A 20,760-nucleotide genomic window follows, 5' to 3' on the forward strand; every position below is an offset into this window, starting at 1 on the left:
TTGAAACTATTTCAATTTCTATCCCTAATCCCACTCTTGACTACACCTTTCAATTAAAATAAATTCTTTTTCAAGATTACCCTTTTAAATATTTATTTAACAAGACTATATCGCTATCTAAAACTTTGATTTCTAACAGAACAACTTATTCATTCGCACAACTGATTATCAATAGAACATGAATAATTTAATAGTCATCATTTCTTTTTATAATAGTTTTCAGCATAATCTATTCTTGATAAGCTTCGAATAATTTTATGATCATGGGCATCATATACTAAATGCTTAGCTTTATTTTGAATATCTACCATCAAATTTTCTTCATTCATTTCAAATTTATCATTAAATAATGCTTCAAGCATTATTTGATACTTTCTTTCTTTATAAAGACTGTCGAATGTAATATTATAGTCCACACGTTGATTTTGTAACTCGAGCTCCTCGTTGGTAGGAGCTGTGCCACAATTTTGAAATATTTCTTTCATTTCATCATCAGACAAACGTTCCATATTGTCTAATTCATATGAAATATTTTTAAATTTCGAATGGTTTTCTAAAGCTAAGCTCTTTTCTTCATCAGATATTACGGAAAATGATGCGAAATAGCGACCACAATATTCTATTAACATATCAACACTCTCTTGGTTATAAATTTTTGGTTTTCCCTTTTTGTGATACTCCTGACGAACATAGGGAATATTTTTTTTAGTCATCATATTCTGTATATATCGTTTTATTGACTTCCCATCACCTTCATGTAATTCAATATATTCAGTTAAATCAAACTCACTCAATATATAGTTATACACATCGTTAATTGTATACTCTAATTCCATATTAACCACCTTTTCCTATGTATAAAAAATAAAAATGAACAATACCTCCAATTGATGACTAATAAGTAGCTTTAAATCAGTCGGATAGCAATGATTGATGAATAACCGCCTAAAAATACTGTGTTATCATATTACTAAGTTAAGTAGCTACTAACTAATAAAAAACGAAAGGACAAAAGTAATGAAAGGATTACGAGAATACCAACAATTTAATGCCAAAAAGTTTTTTCAAGATAAAACCTTGTTAGCGTTGAAAGCTGAGCTATGGTCAGAATATAAAGAAGGGAAGATCACTAAAGAATTAGGAACTACGTATAAATGCGTTATTGCATCTGATAATTCTACCTATAAAAGTGGAATTAAAGATTTGAACGCCGGAGAACAAATTAATGTAAAGGTAAATAAACCTGCTAAATCTTTTAAAAAGATGACGCCTGTAACTTTGATTAATCCGACAGCAACAATTTATGGTCAATATCAATCAGAGCTCTCAGTAAAAGCAGACGATATTGAATTTCAATAATCAGGCATTGGTTAAAGGGGGGCTTCGCCCCCTCTAACTATTCCTAACTTATGAGGTTTATCAATAATGAAAAAAACGTACCGAATGATTCGCGGCATACTATCCTACTCCATTATAGTGACAGCTATATTGACGTGGTTAGTTTACACAACTGTTTATACGAAAATAAAACAACAACCATTGTTCTCAACATTACCGACTGTTTCTTCCAATATTTTTTTGATGATAGCTCTATCTGTTTTTATTATCAACATTATCAGTTGGTGTTATCGCAATAAAATTTGGCACGGCCTTAGTTTTTCCTTAAATCATTATAACATGATTTTAAATATCCGAAAACAAATCAAACAAGCCAGATTTGAAACTATAAACAACTTCGAATCAAAATATGTACACATTCCTAAAATCATCGTCCAGTTTGATGACAATGGAAAACGAGAAACAGGCTTCATCAAAATCCGTAACTCTATTAAGTTTGATAAACAACTTGAGCAAGTAAGACTGGACGGAGCTTTAAAAAGATGCATTATAGAACGAAGATTTCTCTCACAGGATCGAAATTGGTACATCTTTGAATTCTATAGAATAGATTTATTTACTCAAGAAAATTTTCACAGTAAATCTGACTATGTGGAGTGGTCATCCAAAGAAACTGATGCATATCATTTGCGTTTAGATAATCGTTCAACAATTCCGTTACACCATATAGGACTAAGCGGTCAAACAGGTAGTGGGAAAACTTTCTTCCTTGAGATGCTGTGTATTCAAATTTTAAATAAAAAAATTGAGCATACACTTTATATAATTGATCCTAAAAAAGCAGATTTATTTCACATATTTAAAGAAACAAGAGCAACTGTAGTCGATAGAAATAAGTCACTGGAAACAATATCTTTATTTCATTCAAAAATGATAGAAAGGCAAACAGCCTTGCAATCCTTCTTTCTTAACAATCACAATAAAACTTACAAGGATGCTAACTTACCTGCAATAATTCTCTTAGTAGATGAATTTGGTTCTTTACGGGAAAGTTGGAAGCTATTATCAAAAAAAGAACGTGATGAAACTGAGAGTAAGCTGGCTGATATTGCTTTCATTGGAAGACAATTAGGATGTTTCCTCTGGATTTCTACACAACAACTGAATGCTCAAACATTACCTACTAGCATAAGAGAGCAATTAGTAATCAAGATAGTTCTTGGCTCTAGCGATGAGCAAACCTATCGCACATTATTTTCTTCTAGTGTAGAAATACCACTATTAGACTTAAAAGCTGGTCAAGGTCTAATTAGTTGCCCTTCTATTGCAACTGTTGATCATCCCAAAATGGTAAATATTCCTTATTGCAACTTTTTGGATACGTAATTAGTAATTGTCAAAATGCGAGCGATAGCAGAGCATTTTGACTTAGAACTGGGGTAATGGTAATCACCCCAGTTCCACTTGCAAGAGAAATAACTACTAATATTGATATACCAAGGGTTTCAGCTGATAAAACTTTTATAAAGAAAAATGGAGAAGAAAATGGAAAAACACATTGAAGTAGGTGTCGATCAATTTACGATGGTATTGCAACCTACAAATAAGAATTTTAATTTTGATGATTGGAGATCAATAATTGCACCACAGATAATTGAAGAGTTTATTCATAAATCTAAGATGACACAACTCTTCAATGGGTTCGATAAAGCTGATGTACGAATTCCAGATGGATATAACATAGGATACTCTTTTAATAATTCACCTTTTTACTTTTGCATCGCATATCATGAAGCCTTTTATAAGATGGGGATTATCGTAAAGTTTAGTGCATATTCCTGGGAGGAGTACCGCAAACGATATGAGTTAATGTTCAACACTTCAATTCATATCCATACTTTTTTTCGATTAATTGAATCAGATATGTATGATTATCGTCTATCACGTATTGATCCTTGTGTAGATTTTTTTAACTATAACATCAATATCGCTCAATTGAAGCGTTCACTTGAAGCAGGAAGGACTGAGATTAGATATGGAAAATATTAGCAATACCCCACTTGAAAAAATCATTCGTGAAAACCAAAAAAAGCCTTATCGAAAGAACAATTCTAAACTCTCTGACATTTCAAAAAGTTTTAATGCAGAAACAATTTATATTGGGTCTAAATCTCGAAATACAAATGCTCATATAAGAATTTATGATAAAAAGAAAGAACAAGAATCATGAAGCACAAACGACATATTGCAAAATCAGTAGATAACTGGACCCGCATTGAAGCAGAATACAGCGGTATCTATGCACATAGGCTAACCGAAGAAATCCAGAAATGCAAATCCGATGAAGATCTTAAGAACCTATTGCTTAATTCTATTCTAGATAAGTATATGTTTTTTTACACAAAATCCAACAAACCACATCTTATCACAAAACTCATGCTTGAAGCTCTGAATGATAAAAACTTTCAGTTTAATACTCCTTCGTCACGTAACAATTTACTTGAACAATCTATTGATCATCTTGTAAAAGGTTCGGGTTTACTTCCAACATTATACAAAATAGATCAAATATGGGGTTCTCATGCTTCGGAAGATTTATTAATTTATTTATACAAACAATACTACGAAAATTTTATTCCCAATCAAGATCATATAAGTTGGGTAAACAAGTATAAACCATACTATCTATTGGAGGGAAAACCGTGGAAAAAGAATTAGAGAATGCAAAAATTAAAATGATTTATGAGATTAAATCGGTCTATAGCACTATCGACACCATCAAAGCTACTATTTATATGAATCAGAATATGATTGAAGGATTTCCAATGAGCAATGAAGAGTTTATCCACCAAACAAATATTAACATTCAGGAGGTACAGGCTCGATTAAACGATTTATTAATCGAACTACAAAATTTGTAAGAACGATACACTAAAAACTGTACTATATTAATTACAAAAATTTATCTAGTTATAAGAATGGATGATAAAAATGAATAACATGATTTCAAAAAAAGAACTCGAAAAAATGGGATTTAAACCACATCAAGCTGCGTCAATCATTCGGCAAGCAAAATTTAATTTGGTTTCAAATGGCTTTTCATATTATAATAATAAACGACTAGGTGTTGTGCCTCGTCAAGTCGTTGAAGAAATTATCGGTATTCCTCCATCGCAGGAGGAGTAATTAATAAACATGGCAAAGACAAAGTATTCTTGTGTATACCAAGATAAAAGTGGTCGCTTCTTCTATCTAGTTGAATTGGGAACTGACCAAGTGACTGGTAAGAGAATCCAGAAAAAAGGAACAAAAGATTCTTTAGGAAAACGATTTTCATCTGCTCGCGAAGCACATAAAGAAGTCATGCGCATCAAAAATGAATACATGATGACAAACGGATATGCTAATTATGATCTAAGCTATAAGAAATTCATGGAAGAATCTTATATCCCTTACTACAAAGCCAGCGTACAAAGAAGCACTTGGCACTCTCGTGAATGCGGATTAATTCAGATTACCGAGCATTTTGAAAACAAAAAATTGCGTGAAATCAATGTAAGAGATTGTGAAAATTATCGAATTTGGTTATTAAATAATAGTGGTTACTCACAATCATATTGTTCACTTATCTATGGAATGTTCCGTAAATCTCTCGACTATGCAGTTACTCTACAATTCCTAAGCGAAAATATTTCTAAAAGAACAAGAGCAATCCCAAAAGGCAAATCCGTTGTTTCTTACTGGACAAAAGAAGACTTTGAGAAAGTCTTGGCTACAGTCTACAAAGACGATTTTTATGAACATATGTGCTTTGTGCTAATTTGGTTATACTATATGACCGGTATTCGAGTAAGTGAAGGATTAGCGTTGAACTGGAATGATGTAGATTTCAAGCGAAAAAAACTAAGAGTTCATCATACTTTAGAAATGACAAACCAATCTAATTTTATTCGAAAACCCTATACGAAAACTGAAAGCGGATTGAGGATCATTTCTTTAGATGATGACACCGTCAAAGTATTAAAAGAGTGGAAGCAAGTTCAAAAGTATCATGGAGTTAAAGAGTTTATTCTCAGCTATACTGATCTTCCTCTTTATCGCTCAACGGTTCAACGAATCATTCAACGATATGCAAAATTAGCTAGAGTCCCTCTAATTCAAGGTAAAGGATTACGTCATTCTCACGTCAGTTACCTAATCAATGAGTTTAATGCAGATATCTTAGTGGTGTCACAACGATTAGGACACTCTAGTCCAGAAATCACTTTGAAGCATTATGCACATTTGTGGAGTCGGAATGATGAAAACATAGCTAAAAAAATGACTGGTAATATCAAGTTTATCTACGCAAAGGAATCAAACATACCACACTTTAATGGGAATCAAGCAGTAAAAATATAACCCTACCATTTCCCTACCTTAATGTAAGGCAGGACGTATAAATGCTGGTATATCAACGTTTTCGTGAAGCAACTTACATCGAGTGGGAATAAAGTAGTAACCTCACTTGGTTGCGAAATGTTGATTTAACAACTTTTTCGTTCACTTAGAATGGATAAAAAGGACCTATTTTAACTAGGTTCCCCGCCAAAATCCCGCCAGAGAAATCTGACGGGATTTTTGATTTAGGCTTTATTTGACGTTTTTTTCTTTCACACTCAATAGAAAAAATCTCACGTTCTAAGATATTCCAAAACTTTTCTTCGATATCGGTATGCAATGTCGCATTGTTCCCCGCTCAACATAGTCAATATTCTATTTTTCTCGTCTATTTTCATAATATTAATGGGATTTACTAGAATTCCTTGGTGTATTTGAAGTAGTTCAGGATAATCTTTCAAAATATCTTTCAATGTCCCCCTGAATTCTTCTATTCCCTGACGAGTATGAAGTTCAATTATATTCTTTTTCCCGCTAGTACAAAGAATCATCACATCTTGAAATGGATATCGATATAACATTCCCTTACTCTCAATTACTAAGTAGTGTTGATTAGCATAATCTATCCTAGATACTTGATTGATGCATCTGGAAAAAGCTTCCATGAGATTATCCTCTTGATCTTTTAAGATATAATCCAAGGCCTTTAATTGTAATCGAAAGGTAATAGGCATCTGTTCTCCATCTGTTGTTAAAAAAACTAGTTCTCCTTGAGAATCGAACCGTCTAATCTCTTTTGCAAGCTCAATTCCATCCATATCAGATGATAAATGAATATCTAATATGTATAAATGTTTTTCTTCAAGTGAGTAGTTTTGACTACACTTCTCCAACAAAGAATAAGGATTTGAAAATGAGTAGACTTCTCCCTTCCACTTACCCTCCTGGAAAATTTTCATAATTAGTTCTACATAATACTCTCTTTGATGATGATTATCTTCACACACAAACACTTTGATCATTTTGACTCAGACCCTTCAATAATAATAACTTGAATAAATCGTTCTGATGAAATTTGTGTTCTCAATAGAAATGGAAAGTCCGATAAACAATTTTCTAAACTAGCTAACCCTAAACCCCGGTTCGAGCTTTTAGTTGAATAGCCAACACTTTGAAGTTCATAAAGTGGTGGTAAATTTTTCCGGCAGGAATTTTCAACAGTTAACTGAATATCCGTACCATTTTGCTTAACCCCTATATTTAACTCTCCTCCACCTAAAAAAGCCAGTTCTTCAAGTGCATTATCCAGAATAATCCCCAAACCTCGAATCAGATTGGATAAGTAGGATTCCGAAAATACTATATTATCGTCAATTTCTATTACCAAATGAATAGATTTTGAATCTATTGTTCCTAGTTTCGCATACAGTAAGCTTTTTAGTGGAACACTCGTTAATTTTTCTAACGCAGAGAGGTTATATGCAAGTGTTGAGAGTTGTCTGCTTGGTTTTTCTATATATTCTTCAAAGTATTTTGAAATTTCGTCAATTTCACCTTTTTGAATCACCAACTCCATTCCAAGACAAAGATTTTGAAAATCATGCTTAAAATTTCGGATTTGTTGGGCGTTTTTTGCTAGTTCTTGATAGTAAATTTTACTGTTTTCCATCTCTACTTTTTCTTGCGCTACTTTTGTTCGATCTAAAATTGTTCGCTGTGCAAAAAATAAAACTACCAACAGAAACAGGAAGACCGCACATAACGCTGCAATTATTGTAATTCTCAGAAGGGTTCCCGATTCAGCTGCATTGATTCCCGGTAAATCATTAAGCCAAATGCTATATAAAAAACCAATTAATGCTGACATAGCGATTATAATCTTCACTATTTCTGTATCCACATACTTTTCATAAAACCATACCTCTAGTTTAGATAGAGAAAACTGGAAGAATACATAAAACCCAGCTTGAAATATAACTATCATCCACCATTCCATTTTCATTGAAAGAATAGAAATTATGGGAGATACAATAATCTGCAATACCAAATTATTTAAGAAGAATGTTGCAGAGTAAATAAATGCCGTGATGAGATCACGGTCTGAAGATAATAGGAAAACAAAGATAAGTAAAAATGTAGCAATTGTTCCAACCACTGGAAAAGTGTAATTTTGAAAAATAAAAATACCAATAAAAACAGCTAACAAAAAAAATGGATGCTTCTTCTTTCTACTATTCAGTAGAAATGGAAGAACCGGAATTGTGGAGCAAAACGATAAGAACAAATAGTTCATGCCTTCACCTACTTTTTTACTATAACAAAATTATACTACGATTCGTGGAGACGAATATCCTCCAAAACCAGACGAACAGCCCCGTCCAGTATTTAATATATTGCTGGTTTGATACACTTTGAATAAAGAGAAAGGAGGAAAAAAATTGAAAACTGTGTTATTTACCTTAGCTTGCTCCTTAATGATAGGACCAGGTGTACTTGTGAACAATGGTGAGGAGGAGATACAAACAAATCAAGCTATTGAAGGAACTGCATTATACTCTTACAGATTCCCTTCAATCCCTCCCAAAAAATTTGCTGGTAAGACACTACTCTACTATGAGTACATTAGCTCCGGAAAATACTATATTGGTTGGTACAGTTAATTCATACTCCCCTTAGATTTCCAATCAGTATATTAGACAAATTCTTTTTGACAAGGAGATCATCATGAAAAAAATAATTATTGGTATTTTAGCTATGACTTGTCTTCTCTGCGGGACTGGACAAATTGTAGCCTCTGCTGCTGAAAATTCAGATATTTCAGGTCTAACTGGTAATTTTACTGTTGATTCTAACGGATCAACGGATTCACCAGATAAAATCAGAGTTAACAGTGACACTTTGATTGATAATACTTTACTACCAGAACCAGATTCTAGATTACGATCTAATCCCTCATCATACTATGTAAGTTCGTATACTTATACTGACTGGGGAGCAGATCCACTAAAACCAATGCCTACCTATATCAATGTAACAGCTGACGTAAAAAACTACTACGACGGACTTAAAGGAAAATGGATTTACGATCATTATGCAGGAAGATTGAAAATTTACAAACAATATCGAAACACTGGATACTACTCAGGCACAATGTACAAGCAATCTTCAGCTCTATTATCCACGCCAATGAAATAGGGTGCACTTACTATGAAAAAAAAGAAAGCAACTGTTTTTACTATTCTTACCATCTCCCTAATTTTGTCTTTAAGCATAATCTACAATCAAACTACTTTAAAGAAGAATCTTTCCATGGATGATCCGAAGTGGTCCTCGAAAAATTCTCCTAATAGTTCATTTTTTCAAGATGAGTTAACAATGAAGACTATTAAAGACGGAAAGGTTGTTGGTACCGGAAAAGCAAAGATTATTAGACGAAAAATTGATCCAAACTTTTCTAAAGATGAAACTTCTAACGATAATAAATTTATTATTAATAACTAAAAATGTATTTCTTCGATAGTTACACTATCTCAAACTAATTAGCTAAGGAGATTTCAAATGAAAAAATTTATTACTTCCTCACTATTAGCTTTAGGCTTACTTTCCATAGGTAGTGCAAGTTATGCTGCGACTGCCTCCAACGACTTAACACCAACACCCAGAGTTAAAATAGCCAATGTTGAAGATTATTATACTGTAACTCAATACAGTAATGGAAGCTATGGGGCAAAACGAGATATAACCAGACGTGATTTGCGCTATAACACCAGTTTTGTCCGTACAGGATATAATAATATCAGTAGTAAACCATCTGGAACATCCACTATCTGGAGACGACAAAATACTTACAACGTTTGGTAAGATGAAAAAATGGCTTCGATATATTTTCGAAGTCATTTTTGGTTTTATCACTTGAAATACGGGAGGAAAGTAAATGCTAACTGTCCATAATCTTACAGTGAACTATAAGAAACAAAGTATTCTAACTCAGTTGGATTTTTCGATTGAAGGGAGTGAAGTAGTGGGATTAGTCGCTCCCAATGGCACAGGTAAAACAACATTCCTAAAAAGTCTCGTTGGCTTGCTTCCGCGACTAGATGGGACACTGACGATTGATGAAACAATTGAATTAGCGAATCAACGAGAGAAGTATTTAAAACAAACCTTTTTTCTGGAGAGTGCCCAAAATCTTTATCCTGATTTAACAGTGAAACAACATCTAGAAATGATCAAAGAACTTTGGCACTCTACTATCCTACTATCAGAGACATTAGCCCTTTTTCAGATTGCATCCTTTCAAGATATGAAAGTCCGGAACCTTTCTCTTGGAATGAAGCAACAACTATTACTTTCTTTATACTATATTAGTGATGCTCATTTATTGTTCTTTGACGAGCCCTTGAATGGACTTGATCCTACAAACACACAACTTTTTAATTCTTTTATTAAGAAGCTTGCCAAACAGAATAAAGCCATCATTATGTCTTCTCACAATCTGGAAAGTGTGGCTGCGCTTTGTACACGGGTTGTCTTTTTACATAATGGAAAGCTCGTGGAACTATCTGATACATCTGACAGCCTTCAAGAAAAATACAATGAATTATTCGGTGTTCCAGGAGGATTCGACTATGAAAATTGAGAGTTGGAAAATAAATAAATGGGTTGTCCTCCTTCTTACACTCGTCTTCATTCTGGTAGGAAATTCCCCGCTCATTCAGGATCAGAAGAAACAAGCAGATTTAACCAGCCAAAAGATTAATTATATCAAAGAAAATCGTGAGCTTCTGCAGGCTGCAATTGACTCCATGAAGGAACAGAGTGCCCCTGAATATTTAATCAAAGCTTCCGAAGATGAATTACAGGCCTATCAACAAATTCTGACCGGTGTTCGAATGCACGATGAAAAACAGTTACTCTCAGGAGAATCTGCGGTAGCTAAAATTCAACTGGAAAAAGCTGAAAAAGGAAACTTGATTGGTGCAACGATTCCCGAATTGAAACGAAACTATGAAGAACTGCGCTTTTTTCAATCCTCAGATATAAAATGGATTGATCCCTTTTATACGGCAGAATTACCCGCAAGCAATTTTTTATTTGCGACTTTTTTTAAATTACCCTATCCCCTGCTTCTTAGTTTAGGCGCTTTGTTAATTGCCTTATTCTGTAGCTATGAACACCGCAAGAAAACGAACGATTTTTTAATGAGCACACCCCAAAGTATGTTGAAAATTATGAGTAACAAGTCCGGTTTACTTTTGATTACTTTAGCGAGCTTGTTGATAGTGGGGACAGCTGGTATTTTTGCAATCACTGCCGTAAAAAATGGGATGGGCAATCTCAATTATCCGATTTTTTACCTTAATCAAAATGAAATTGTCCACCAAACCACTATCATTCAATATGTAACACGCCTATTAGCTTGCACCTTACTTTTCTTTTTCCTGCTAATTTTGATTGGGTACTTGCTTCAATACTTTTTCAAACAATTTATTCCAATTTTTTTATGTTTAGAAATTCTGATTTTACCTTTAGCTCTTGGAAACTTGCCTGATTTTCTCCCAGCAACAGTCGCAAAATTTCTTCCAACAAGCTACTGGGATTTCCCGAGATTGTTGGTTGGCACCACTCCCTTTTCCTCTGCTGGGATTACGCTTGAAAAAGGTTTGTTGATCCTTGCTGTATTAATTGTTATTTTCTTGATAAGTAACCTCTTTTTAGCAAAAAAATTAGCCAAAGGTAGGATTGTGTCATGAAATGGGAATGGCAAAAGTTTCGATCAAAAAAATTGAATTTCTCACCAATCTTGTTGTTCTTGATCCTACTTCTTATTCCTTTGATTTTTCAGTTCAGCAGTTCCCAAGAAAACCGCGATGCACAAGAAATCATCGATGCCCAATCTACAAAAACAGATCTAGAAGCCGAAATTGACCGTTTAACGAAACAAGAGGGAAATCCCACCAGAATTGCTACACTGACAAAAAAAGTTGAAATGTATCGAGCGCTTCTTAGCGCATTGGAAAACGGCGATGATAAGAAAGTTTTACAGGCTCAAAGCGAGATTGCACAAGAAGATTATCAAGAAATGATTGCTTCAGGGCAGACTGGTGAACAAGTCAAGGAGCAAAAACTCCTTAGTGCTAAATTGAAATACTTTTCGAATCATCAGCTGGCACTAATTGAACCATTGCATACCCAAAAATTGCCATTAATTAACTATTTTGTCTTTTTTATTCAACTAATTCCCTACTCGACTCTTTGGTTAATGGCCCTTCTGTTTCTCTGTAAATACTTTACCGACGAACAAACAGATACTGCTAGTGTGTGGATATGGCTCGCTCCGCAAAAACCAGTTACTCTTTTCTTCAAGAAGATGATCCTTTACTTTGCCTTCCTATGTGCGAGCTTTGTTTTTCCACTGCTTGTTGTTTCAGGCATTGTTAGTATTTTTTCGGGAATTGGGATGAAGGAATATCCATTATTCTTTTTAGGCGAAACAGGTGAAATCGTTAGGAAGACCGCTTTTACTTATCTGATTGAGTATGTCATTGGAACAATCCTCTTGTATCTACTTCTTACTGTTCTTTGCGCAACACTCTCGCTTGTCTTCGAAAAATTCACAATTACCTTTGCCGTTAGTGTATGTTTGATAACTTTGGGGCAACTACTCTTGAAAGACCAAAGCAATATTTTGAACTTATCAGAAATTATCTCTACTTGTAGTAGGAACGAATTTCTGAAACGAATACTAATGTTAGGCCTATTAATTTCCTGCTCAATTTGTGTATTCTTTGTTCTTATTAGAGTGAAAGAAAAAGTAAAATCCTTTATACCTTAGCAAATCACCCCCGTTAGTAACACGGGGGTACCGAACTCATTGGAAATCCCTCTGAGGGTTGCTACAAAAGGCTTCACGAGCATTCTTCAAAGATTCTATTTTTGTCAAAATTAGCTAAATAGAAAAGCAAAAGACGTGTGAACGGACCGGCTGCCAGCGGCAGAGCCGAGTTCGTTTACACGTCTTTTTTGTGTTTTCTCAAAAAAGAAACTTTTTCGAAATGAGGCGATTAAGAAGCAAATAGTTTAAGAATCTCTTACAAGTTAATTCAATTGCCTGTTGTTTCGAAAAATTGCCCTACTCAGATTGTAGTAGTAATGGAAGGGAAATCATCCATAAAGAAAATTATGAGAAATTCCACATTTTTTGGAAAATAGGGGGTTCCAAATTGTTCTTGTTAGTGAAAGGAGGAAATTTTATGCATCTGATTCGTGCACCCACTCTACTTTATTTTAACCAATTAGAACAAAGACTAAATTCAAAACAAAAGGAGAAATACACATGTCAAAAAAATTAATGATCCAAAAAGGAACCACTATCTCCCTAAACGATTCAGAAACGATCAATCTAGCCAGCCTTCGCTTCGACCTTAAACAATTCAAACTTCCTCAACGTTTTGTCGTGGCCAAAAGCGATATTCAAATGCGTATGGAACGTGAACAAAACCATGTTGGGGAACGTGTAGAGACTGGGCTAATGACCATCACCTTCAAAGTCTATGATCGAGCCTTTGTCGAACTAGTTCTAAATAATGGCGGGACAGAACTCGGCTCCCCAATTACCATTGTCGTCGAACACCAAGAAGAATTACCAATTTTAGATAACTATGAAGACGGCGAATTGATTCCCATTCGATTCAATAGTTTAAATGTCTATCCTCGAAAAATTCAGAAAAAGTCGTTTGTGGGAGAAGGCCAACCGATGATTGATACGTGGCAATTTGCAGCGTTGAAAATCAGCGCCACCTCCTATCAACTAGGAGAAGTGAATGAACCAAGCACCCCAGCAAAGTAACGAATGTCTGATCGATTTTCTACGCTTTTCATTGCCGGATGCTTCAATGGAAAAAGTTGCGGATTTATTGGGAATTGCCCTTTCTGACTTTACTTCGGAAAAGAAAGGGAGTCCTTTTCCCACTTATGATTCTCACTATTCCTTTGCAGATATCATCATCCATCAAAGCGACCACCATAACAATCTGTTAGTAAACTTATCGGGGCAAGGGTGTCGTCAATATGAAGAATATATGTCCAGCGTGGAGGGTTGGCATTGGCAAAAATTTTTAGCCACCATTTTAAAAGCCAAAGGAACTATCACCCGTGCAGACTTAGCGATGGATTTATTTGATGGCTCCTCTCCTTCTGTGGCTATGCTCCAAAAATATGTGAAGAACGGCCAACTCAGCTCTCAAAGTCGCCACTTTCGAGAAGTGAATAGTGGTCAATTGCAGGATGGCATTCTGACAGGCCACACGCTTTATATTGGTGCTCAACCTCAACTACTGCGGATTTACGATAAAAAGCAAGAAATTCGAGATAAAACAGGGGAAATCGCCCAAGTCAATGAATGGGTTCGCTGGGAATTGGAATTAACCGATCAAAAGGCTCGACAAGCCGTAGAGAAGATTGCGAAAGGAATACCACTAAATACGGTCATTCGTGGCATCTTAGCTTCCCACTACAGCTTCAAGACCAAACCCAAAGGACCGGTCAATTATCACAATAAAGCTCGTTGGCCCAATATGAAATGGTGGGACAAATTTGTGGGGGGCATTCCAAAAATTCCCTTACGTGTAATTCGTGAAAAGCCAACCTTTTCCAAGAAGAAAGCATGGTTAGAAAGTGCCACTTCGAAATCACTCGCCATGATTTATGAAGCTTTTCTACAAGCCTATGGTCCAGAACAAGCAGAAGTCTATTTGAGAGAATTACTAGCCACAGGAAAAGAAAAATTCACGGAAACAGATCAGACCTTTATCGAACAAAAAATACTGGAATTGGAAAATGAGGATTCTTACTAAGTGAGGTGAAATTGATGGCAGCATTCATTGATAAAAATGAACTAATGGAACAGGGATATCCAAAACATACGGCACAAAATATCATTAGACAATCAAAAGAAATCATGGTACAACGAGGATATCCATTCTATATGAACAAGCGCGTTGGTCGCGTGCCAAAAGAAGTTGTTGAATCCATTCTAGGTTGTGAACTAGAGTCGGAGGAAAACAGCAATGGCTAAAACGAAATATGCAGGAGTTTATGTAGATAAAGAAAATCAGTTTTACTATGAAACAGAGCTAGGCACCGATCGTATAACAGGAAAAAGACTGCGCAAAAAAGGCAGAACGGAGCAATCTGGAAAAAAGTTCACGTCTGCTCACGCAGCCTACAAAGAATTGATTAGAATAAAGAGAGAATATCATCAAGTCCAAAAATATGCAAACTACCATCTAACCTATGGTGAATTCATGGATAAGGTCTATATCCCGGCATACAAAACAGATGTAGAAGAAAGTACTTTTTCAGTCCGAAAAAAGACCTTAGAAAATATCCGTGACCGCTTTTCAGACAAACCTTTACGCGAAATCAATGTAGAAGATGTACAATCCTATCGAACTTGGCTACTAACCGAAAAGAATTCTTGTGGTGCGGGTTATTCTCAAAGTTATGCTAGTCTGATTTTCGGTATGTTCAGAAAAAGCTTAGATATGGCTGTGACTATGCAATATCTTGAGAGTAATATTTCAAAACGTGTGAAGGCTATCCCCAAAGGAAAATGCAATGTTGCTTATTGGACAAAAGATGAATTCGAAAAAGTGATTGCAACTATTTGCATCGATGATTTTTACGAACATTTGTGTTTTGTCATGCTGTGGGTGTATTACATGACAGGAGTGCGTGTAAATGAAGGCACGGCTTTGTGGTGGGATGACATTGATTTTAGGAACAAACGTCTTAGAGTCCATCATATGCTAGTTACACGAAGTCGCACAGACTGGGATCGTAATGATTACACGAAGACAGATGATGGTAAGCGCACAATTGTCTTAGATGATGATACTCTTGCAATTCTAGCAGCTTGGAAAAAGCGTCAAAGCCAAGTAGGAATCCATGATTTTGTCTTCTCGTATGATGGACTTCCAATGATTAAATCCACTATTGGTAGAATCATTGAGCGTTATGCAAACTTTGCCGGTGTTCACAAAATCCAAGCAAAGGGATTACGGCATTCTCATGCTTCTTTCCTAATCAATGAATTCAATGTTTCAGTACTAGTCCTTTCCAAACGAATGGGTCATTCAAGCCCAGAAATCACACTAAAGCATTATTCACATATGTGGTCGGGTGCAGATGAAAGTATCGCAAAGGAAATGGCCGGTAGTATCAAGATTCAAACTGCTAAAAAGACAAAGATTGCTTTTAACGGGAATCAAACCATAAAAAAATAAGAATAATCTAGTTTCCCGCCAGAATCCCCGCCAAGAAATATACAAAGTGCTAGAATCACTGATTTAACAGTGTTTTAAGCTCACCTGTGACATTGGAGTGGGAATAAAGAGCCAACATAATATGGATGGGGAATGCCGATAAATCAACGTTTTTCAACTATTAAAATGCTTGATTTTCATTAAAAACGAGATGGTTCCCTACCATTTTCCCTACAAAAAATCCTTTGTCGGTCACTCTGACAAAGGATTTTTTATTTCAATTCTACGATAAAGTTTACAAACCTTAGCTATTTCTTACTTTTCATTTCTATTTCTTGTAAAAATTTCTTCTCTTGAGTTAAGATTTTACATGATTCCTCTTTTATGCTCAAAAATATTCTTTTGAAATATTCTTTTATGTCAAGAACATGTAGAATACCTGTTTCTTCTTCAAAATCATAAATTAAGAGATTGTCTTTTACAAAATTTTTCGCAGACAGATCATCTGTCACATCCTTCAATAAATCATTCAAACTTGTTATTCTAACATTCAAAATAGGTTCAATTTCATTTAGAAAACTATTATAAATATTTGTGATAGCTAAATTATACTCAGCAATAGTACGCACATATGAAATGTACGGAGCATCTCCGTAAGTCTCGCGTATTTCTTTTTTTATACTTTCCAACTCTTTACTCATCGTACTTGAAATACTAAAATTTTTTACGTCTAAAATTTTACGAAAATCAAAACAAAATTTCCCTTCCAAATCAAAATCAACTGCTAGGTGTCCGTGTTGTGTAAAGTTTCTTATTTGGTTAAAAAAACGATATGAAAATTTCTCATCATAGGTTTTACTAAGAAAATCTTTTTTGAATTTATTGAATAGTATTACATCGTTATTTTTGAGCCATTTCTCTATTGATTCGGTTAATGTCCGCGCAGAACTAATATAATTGTTTGTCCATGCATTTACCAAGATATAACTATCCTCTGTAAAACCTATATTTTTATTTCTTTTTAAAGCACCATTTAATCTCAATTCAAAAGTATTAAGAATATTAGTTAAGTTACATCTAAAAATAAGGAATAAACTATTTACCTCTTGCACGTATCTCGTTATCTCGACATACTTTTCAAAAATTTCTTTATCTTGGGAGTTCAATTCCAGAGCATACAGATTCTCCAAAGAAACTCCTAAATCATCAGGCATATAATATGAATCCATGTTCAAACGATCTCCTTTGACATTTCTTTTGATTAATTGTGTAGGCTTAGTTGTTTTTACTGATGTTATCTTATAAAGTTGGAAAAATCATAAATCGAGGTCTTAAAATCACTTTTGAGAATAGTATCAACCATTTCTTTAATGAAACTATTTACAACATCTAACGCTCTACGCGCATCTTCTTCAAATATTTTTTTCCCTTCATGAACAGCTTCATTTCTTAATAAATATACTAATCTCCAATAATCATTCAGAATAGTTCCGTTTTTCTCTCAATCAAAGGAAAGTCCATTTTTTTTAAAAAAAGGAGCTAAATGTTGATCAATTAAATTCTTAAAATTAGTCCTCTTCATAACATTAGAAATTTTCTTTTTGGTCTCTCCTTCATGAATCATAATGAATTTTGTAACTGTGTATAGAAAGATCTCCATTGCTGTTTGCAATTTTATTAGACCTTCTTGGTAATATCCATGATCTATATCATACCTTCCTCTACTATGATATCTTGTTGATGATAAGAACACTTCATCTGTTTTATTCTCCAAAAAGTTGGCAACTTCTTCAAGTTGCTCCACATTCAACATAGGTATAGGAAAAAGAGAATTATCATACTCCTTGTTTACAAACATCATCGTTCGAATTTTATTTTCATTAATTATTGATGAAGGTAAATAAAATACTGGGAAATGCTGTGGTAAATCCAATCTCGAAATTTCTCTTAATTCCGTATATTGATGATAGTTAAGAATACTTTCTATTGTGTTATTTATAAACTCTATAGAATCATTCAGATAATCGCTTAAAAGATCATCAGAAAAATCTAATCTACCGGATTTTAATAGAAAACTCACAACTTCAATGCTTGAATAATACTGCTTTGTAGTCTCGTTAATTTCACGATATTTTTCCCTACAAATAATCATTTTTTTCGCATAGGTCGATCCTAAATTAATTCCCTTAGGAACAGGTAACTGAAACGGCAAATCAAACTGAAAAGATAAGTACCCACTAGGTTTAATTCTTGAAATATTTTTATTTATGCGGCTACCAACAAGATAACTTTTTTCCATTTAAAATCCTCATTTCTATTTTTTAAACTCACAGAATACCAGCGTATTACTGTAGAATTGAAATCAACAGTAAAAGTAATATCCTATCTTCTTAATTTTTTAGTAGTTTCTATTTATTCTCGTTATCTAGCCCTAATATTATCAAAGCAAACAATATTGTATCCGATTAGAAATTTGTTGAACTGAATTTGGAACCCATTCAGCGGCATTTGCTTGTGTAGAGTTTGTAACCAACATGCCTCCACCAAGCAAAGTCGCAAACAACATACCTTTGATAACCCAACCTTTTTTCCCTTTGACCATTTTCGCGCGATATTTTTCTTCTACAAAAAATGATTTAGGAAAACTTTTTATTTTTCTCATATCTTTCTCCTTTTTTAATTTTCCACACAACTACTAATCATTATATAATAATTTTCTAATCAATTACAAATGTTTCGGAAAAGTAATCCGCTGGTTTTGATTCTAATGTTCCAAATCCAAAGACCAACTCTAAATTTAGCATCAAAATCTACCGTCAATTTTGTTAGATTCATGGCAATCCTATGAGTGTGCTATTTATAGACTTCTCAAAGAAAACAATTGTAATTGAGTGGAAATAAAAATAAGCCTAGAACGTTGTCTGATATGCTCCCTATAAAGTAGACAAGGAAAAACAAAAATTCCAAATCTACTTTATAGGGAGTTTTTGTATGTCTAAGAGAAGTCTTTATTCTCCAGAAGAAAAATATCCTATCATTTCAGAGGTGATAGATGGTCGTCGTAGTATGAACAGTATCGCTAACTATACCTGTTAGAAATAATTTATACGCATAACCTATTTATCAAAAATAATATAAGACTCAAATACTAAGGGATTACTCTCTTTTAAATAAATATCTAGTCCTTTATCCTGTGCAATAATATATCCCTTAGAATCAGAAAGCTCGTATACACCATTGCCAATAAACTTATACTTTGAGCTTAGAATTATTTTTTCTTGAAAAGTGGTTACTTCAATACTTTGATCATCTTTAGTGAACAGATAGTACCCTTTAGGATTACTACTATCCCACTTTTTGGAATCACGCTTTGGTATATAAGTATGAGAACTCAGGATTTTTGTATTTAACATTACCTTAGTGTCATTCGCTTTGACAAAGAATGTAATCGTTGTACCTATCAACAAAATATTGAGTATCAGACTTAATATCATACCTTTATTCTTCATTATTTTCATCCTTTTTTATGAGCCTCCCCAACATAAAATTTTGAGATTATTATTAGATATATATAAATATAAACATAGTGCCAAAACTTGTCGGATTTATTAGATAAGTTAGGCTAAATTTAAACTAACAAATAGCCTTACCCGAGCAAAAAAAGGATCACCTATATCTCTAAACTTTTACACAATCATAGTCATATTAAACTCTAGTACGTTAGTAGTTATATCCGATTTATCTCAATACTTTCACCCACTAAATGTAATTTCATTCTCGAAGTAAAAAGAAGTTCATGTTGTAAATATTTTTCATCATAAGCGGTGATCTCATCTTCTGCAACAGTCCCATATCCATCATCCGTAACATAATCATCCAAATTGGAAAATTTGTACTTTGAGTAATCATACTGAAAAGAAAATTTTTTGATATTTTTCCATCTAATAATATAGTCAATATTTTCATAAGGATTACGTAAACACAGATTAACTTCTATTACTAAATTTTCTAGTTCTTTTACTTCCGTCTTTACTAATCGATAGTCGTGAAAAGAATTATCTTTTAGGAATTGATATGAAGTACCCAAACGTTTTGATAACTGTTCTAAATTTTTATAATAACCCTCAATATCCCAGTGTTCATCATTAACAAAATATTCCATTTACCAACATTCTCCTTATCTATATGAATACTAAGAAAAACGCGCCCCAACTAGCCACTGCTGAAGCAGCGAAAATTGCAAAATCAACTACAGCAATAAATATTCCAATTGCAATTACAATATCAGTCGCTTTCTTCATATTTAATTTTCGAGCTTTAATTTTTGAACGAGCAGCATTCATATTTTTTAAATTTTTTTGAGCCTTTTTGTAATCGTTTAGTCCTTTAACCTTTCCTTAAATCATGCCACTGTCCATAACCACGTGTCAACGCTTCGTTTTTTTCTGGTGTCCAATACGATTCGGAGATATCTACATCATAATTTTCTAATATCTCTTGTAATTTAATTACTTCTTTTTCTTGTTCGTTCAGATTAGTTATGCTTGCAACTAACTCTGCCTGATTAAGTAATTTTCTTGCAGTATTATTTTCCATGTTTGATGCAAATACTTGATATGGATAAATCAATAACAAAATGAGCGTCGAAAATAAAATCATTTTTTCTTCATAGTAATTAGTTCTCCCTTCTTTTTATAGAAGCAAATGCTTTCTCCACTTTGTTTTTCTATCGTTTATGCTAGTATGAATCTTCCTTTAAATAAAAAAGATCACGCTG

At 33.9% G+C, this 20,760-nt stretch carries 28 protein-coding genes; 19 read left to right on the plus strand and 9 right to left on the minus strand.

The window, feature by feature from the left end:
• Positions 1-197: 197 nt before the first annotated feature.
• Positions 198-836: a hypothetical protein gene (locus AC6R0T_RS12160; protein WP_270273011.1), complete on the minus strand. Its 639-nt coding sequence runs from the start codon at positions 834-836 to the stop codon at positions 198-200.
• 181 nt (positions 837-1,017) lie between these two features.
• On the opposite strand from AC6R0T_RS12160, the gene AC6R0T_RS12165 reads away from it, so the two are divergent.
• The 8 genes from AC6R0T_RS12165 to AC6R0T_RS12200 all read left to right on the plus strand — a co-directional run bounded on the left by AC6R0T_RS12165 (position 1,018) and on the right by AC6R0T_RS12200 (position 5,739).
• On the plus strand, positions 1,018-1,359 hold the full coding sequence (locus tag AC6R0T_RS12165) for a hypothetical protein (RefSeq protein ID WP_270273012.1): 342 nt from the start codon (positions 1,018-1,020) through the stop codon (positions 1,357-1,359).
• A gap of 66 nt (positions 1,360-1,425) precedes the next feature.
• The gene (locus AC6R0T_RS12170; RefSeq protein WP_270273014.1) at positions 1,426-2,724 is read left to right on the plus strand and encodes a type IV secretory system conjugative DNA transfer family protein; all 1,299 of its coding nucleotides are present in this window, start codon (positions 1,426-1,428) and stop codon (positions 2,722-2,724) included.
• A gap of 147 nt (positions 2,725-2,871) precedes the next feature.
• Positions 2,872-3,387, plus strand: a complete 516-nt coding sequence (locus AC6R0T_RS12175) for a hypothetical protein (protein WP_526159433.1) — start codon at positions 2,872-2,874, stop codon at positions 3,385-3,387.
• Positions 3,374-3,568, plus strand: coding sequence for a replication initiation factor domain-containing protein (locus AC6R0T_RS12180; protein ID WP_061053617.1), 195 nt, complete (start codon positions 3,374-3,376; stop codon positions 3,566-3,568). Before AC6R0T_RS12175 ends, AC6R0T_RS12180 begins: the two co-directional genes overlap by 14 nt.
• Entirely contained in the window at positions 3,565-4,056 is a 492-nt protein-coding gene (locus tag AC6R0T_RS12185) for a hypothetical protein (protein ID WP_303754127.1), read from the plus strand. Before AC6R0T_RS12180 ends, AC6R0T_RS12185 begins: the two co-directional genes overlap by 4 nt.
• Positions 4,041-4,259, plus strand: a complete 219-nt coding sequence (locus tag AC6R0T_RS12190) for a hypothetical protein (protein ID WP_270273019.1) — start codon at positions 4,041-4,043, stop codon at positions 4,257-4,259. Before AC6R0T_RS12185 ends, AC6R0T_RS12190 begins: the two co-directional genes overlap by 16 nt.
• A gap of 70 nt (positions 4,260-4,329) precedes the next feature.
• Complete coding sequence (locus AC6R0T_RS12195) at positions 4,330-4,524, plus strand: DUF3173 domain-containing protein (protein ID WP_061053614.1); 195 nt, start codon at positions 4,330-4,332, stop codon at positions 4,522-4,524.
• A gap of 9 nt (positions 4,525-4,533) precedes the next feature.
• Complete coding sequence (locus AC6R0T_RS12200; protein WP_303754128.1) at positions 4,534-5,739, plus strand: tyrosine-type recombinase/integrase; 1,206 nt, start codon at positions 4,534-4,536, stop codon at positions 5,737-5,739.
• A 272-nt stretch (positions 5,740-6,011) separates the two neighbouring features.
• On the opposite strand, the gene AC6R0T_RS12205 is transcribed toward AC6R0T_RS12200, so the two are convergent.
• A complete protein-coding gene (locus AC6R0T_RS12205; RefSeq protein WP_303754129.1) occupies positions 6,012-6,740 on the minus strand; it encodes a LytR/AlgR family response regulator transcription factor in 729 nt (242 codons plus the stop codon).
• Complete coding sequence (locus AC6R0T_RS12210; protein WP_303754130.1) at positions 6,737-8,011, minus strand: GHKL domain-containing protein; 1,275 nt, start codon at positions 8,009-8,011, stop codon at positions 6,737-6,739. Before AC6R0T_RS12210 ends, AC6R0T_RS12205 begins: the two co-directional genes overlap by 4 nt.
• A 145-nt stretch (positions 8,012-8,156) precedes the next feature.
• Here AC6R0T_RS12210 and AC6R0T_RS12215 point away from each other — a divergent pair, with 145 nt between their 5' ends.
• The 11 genes from AC6R0T_RS12215 (at position 8,157) to AC6R0T_RS12265 (ending at position 16,004) form a co-directional block, all read left to right on the plus strand.
• Entirely contained in the window at positions 8,157-8,378 is a 222-nt protein-coding gene (locus tag AC6R0T_RS12215) for a hypothetical protein (RefSeq protein ID WP_303754131.1), read from the plus strand.
• A gap of 64 nt (positions 8,379-8,442) precedes the next feature.
• A complete protein-coding gene (locus tag AC6R0T_RS12220) occupies positions 8,443-8,913 on the plus strand; it encodes a hypothetical protein (protein ID WP_303754132.1) in 471 nt (156 codons plus the stop codon).
• A gap of 12 nt (positions 8,914-8,925) precedes the next feature.
• The gene (locus AC6R0T_RS12225) at positions 8,926-9,219 is read left to right on the plus strand and encodes a hypothetical protein (RefSeq protein ID WP_303754133.1); all 294 of its coding nucleotides are present in this window, start codon (positions 8,926-8,928) and stop codon (positions 9,217-9,219) included.
• Positions 9,220-9,276: 57 nt separating this feature from the next.
• Positions 9,277-9,579, plus strand: a complete 303-nt coding sequence (locus AC6R0T_RS12230) for a hypothetical protein (protein WP_303754134.1) — start codon at positions 9,277-9,279, stop codon at positions 9,577-9,579.
• A gap of 73 nt (positions 9,580-9,652) precedes the next feature.
• Positions 9,653-10,357, plus strand: a complete 705-nt coding sequence (locus AC6R0T_RS12235) for an ABC transporter ATP-binding protein (RefSeq protein WP_303754135.1) — start codon at positions 9,653-9,655, stop codon at positions 10,355-10,357.
• On the plus strand, positions 10,347-11,471 hold the full coding sequence (locus AC6R0T_RS12240) for a hypothetical protein (protein WP_303754136.1): 1,125 nt from the start codon (positions 10,347-10,349) through the stop codon (positions 11,469-11,471). The genes AC6R0T_RS12235 and AC6R0T_RS12240 overlap by 11 nt, the downstream gene beginning before the upstream one ends.
• Entirely contained in the window at positions 11,468-12,553 is a 1,086-nt protein-coding gene (locus AC6R0T_RS12245; protein WP_303754137.1) for a hypothetical protein, read from the plus strand. Before AC6R0T_RS12240 ends, AC6R0T_RS12245 begins: the two co-directional genes overlap by 4 nt.
• Before the next feature lie 642 nt (positions 12,554-13,195).
• Positions 13,196-13,567, plus strand: coding sequence for a hypothetical protein (locus AC6R0T_RS12250; RefSeq protein WP_303754138.1), 372 nt, complete (start codon positions 13,196-13,198; stop codon positions 13,565-13,567).
• A complete protein-coding gene (locus AC6R0T_RS12255) occupies positions 13,542-14,573 on the plus strand; it encodes a replication initiation factor domain-containing protein (RefSeq protein ID WP_303754139.1) in 1,032 nt (343 codons plus the stop codon). Before AC6R0T_RS12250 ends, AC6R0T_RS12255 begins: the two co-directional genes overlap by 26 nt.
• A 14-nt stretch (positions 14,574-14,587) precedes the next feature.
• On the plus strand, positions 14,588-14,794 hold the full coding sequence (locus AC6R0T_RS12260) for a DUF3173 domain-containing protein (protein ID WP_010745209.1): 207 nt from the start codon (positions 14,588-14,590) through the stop codon (positions 14,792-14,794).
• Positions 14,787-16,004 (plus strand): tyrosine-type recombinase/integrase, encoded by a 1,218-nt coding sequence (locus AC6R0T_RS12265; RefSeq protein ID WP_303754140.1) that lies wholly within the window; start codon positions 14,787-14,789, stop codon positions 16,002-16,004. Before AC6R0T_RS12260 ends, AC6R0T_RS12265 begins: the two co-directional genes overlap by 8 nt.
• A 287-nt stretch (positions 16,005-16,291) precedes the next feature.
• On the opposite strand, the gene AC6R0T_RS12270 is transcribed toward AC6R0T_RS12265, so the two are convergent.
• From AC6R0T_RS12270 to AC6R0T_RS12295, 6 genes are all read right to left on the minus strand, one after another.
• The gene (locus AC6R0T_RS12270) at positions 16,292-17,212 is read right to left on the minus strand and encodes a hypothetical protein (RefSeq protein ID WP_230711084.1); all 921 of its coding nucleotides are present in this window, start codon (positions 17,210-17,212) and stop codon (positions 16,292-16,294) included.
• Positions 17,213-17,484: 272 nt separating this feature from the next.
• The gene (locus tag AC6R0T_RS12275; protein ID WP_303754141.1) at positions 17,485-18,282 is read right to left on the minus strand and encodes a hypothetical protein; all 798 of its coding nucleotides are present in this window, start codon (positions 18,280-18,282) and stop codon (positions 17,485-17,487) included.
• Between the two features lie 141 nt (positions 18,283-18,423).
• Positions 18,424-18,645: a hypothetical protein gene (locus tag AC6R0T_RS12280; RefSeq protein ID WP_230711086.1), complete on the minus strand. Its 222-nt coding sequence runs from the start codon at positions 18,643-18,645 to the stop codon at positions 18,424-18,426.
• A 454-nt stretch (positions 18,646-19,099) separates the two neighbouring features.
• Positions 19,100-19,492, minus strand: a complete 393-nt coding sequence (locus tag AC6R0T_RS12285; RefSeq protein ID WP_303754142.1) for a hypothetical protein — start codon at positions 19,490-19,492, stop codon at positions 19,100-19,102.
• A gap of 218 nt (positions 19,493-19,710) precedes the next feature.
• Positions 19,711-20,145, minus strand: a complete 435-nt coding sequence (locus tag AC6R0T_RS12290; RefSeq protein WP_303754143.1) for a hypothetical protein — start codon at positions 20,143-20,145, stop codon at positions 19,711-19,713.
• A gap of 224 nt (positions 20,146-20,369) precedes the next feature.
• On the minus strand, positions 20,370-20,579 hold the full coding sequence (locus AC6R0T_RS12295; protein ID WP_206903327.1) for a hypothetical protein: 210 nt from the start codon (positions 20,577-20,579) through the stop codon (positions 20,370-20,372).
• Positions 20,580-20,760 lie beyond the last annotated feature (181 nt).

The sequence above is a fragment of the Enterococcus sp. S86.2 genome, assembly GCF_059834485.2.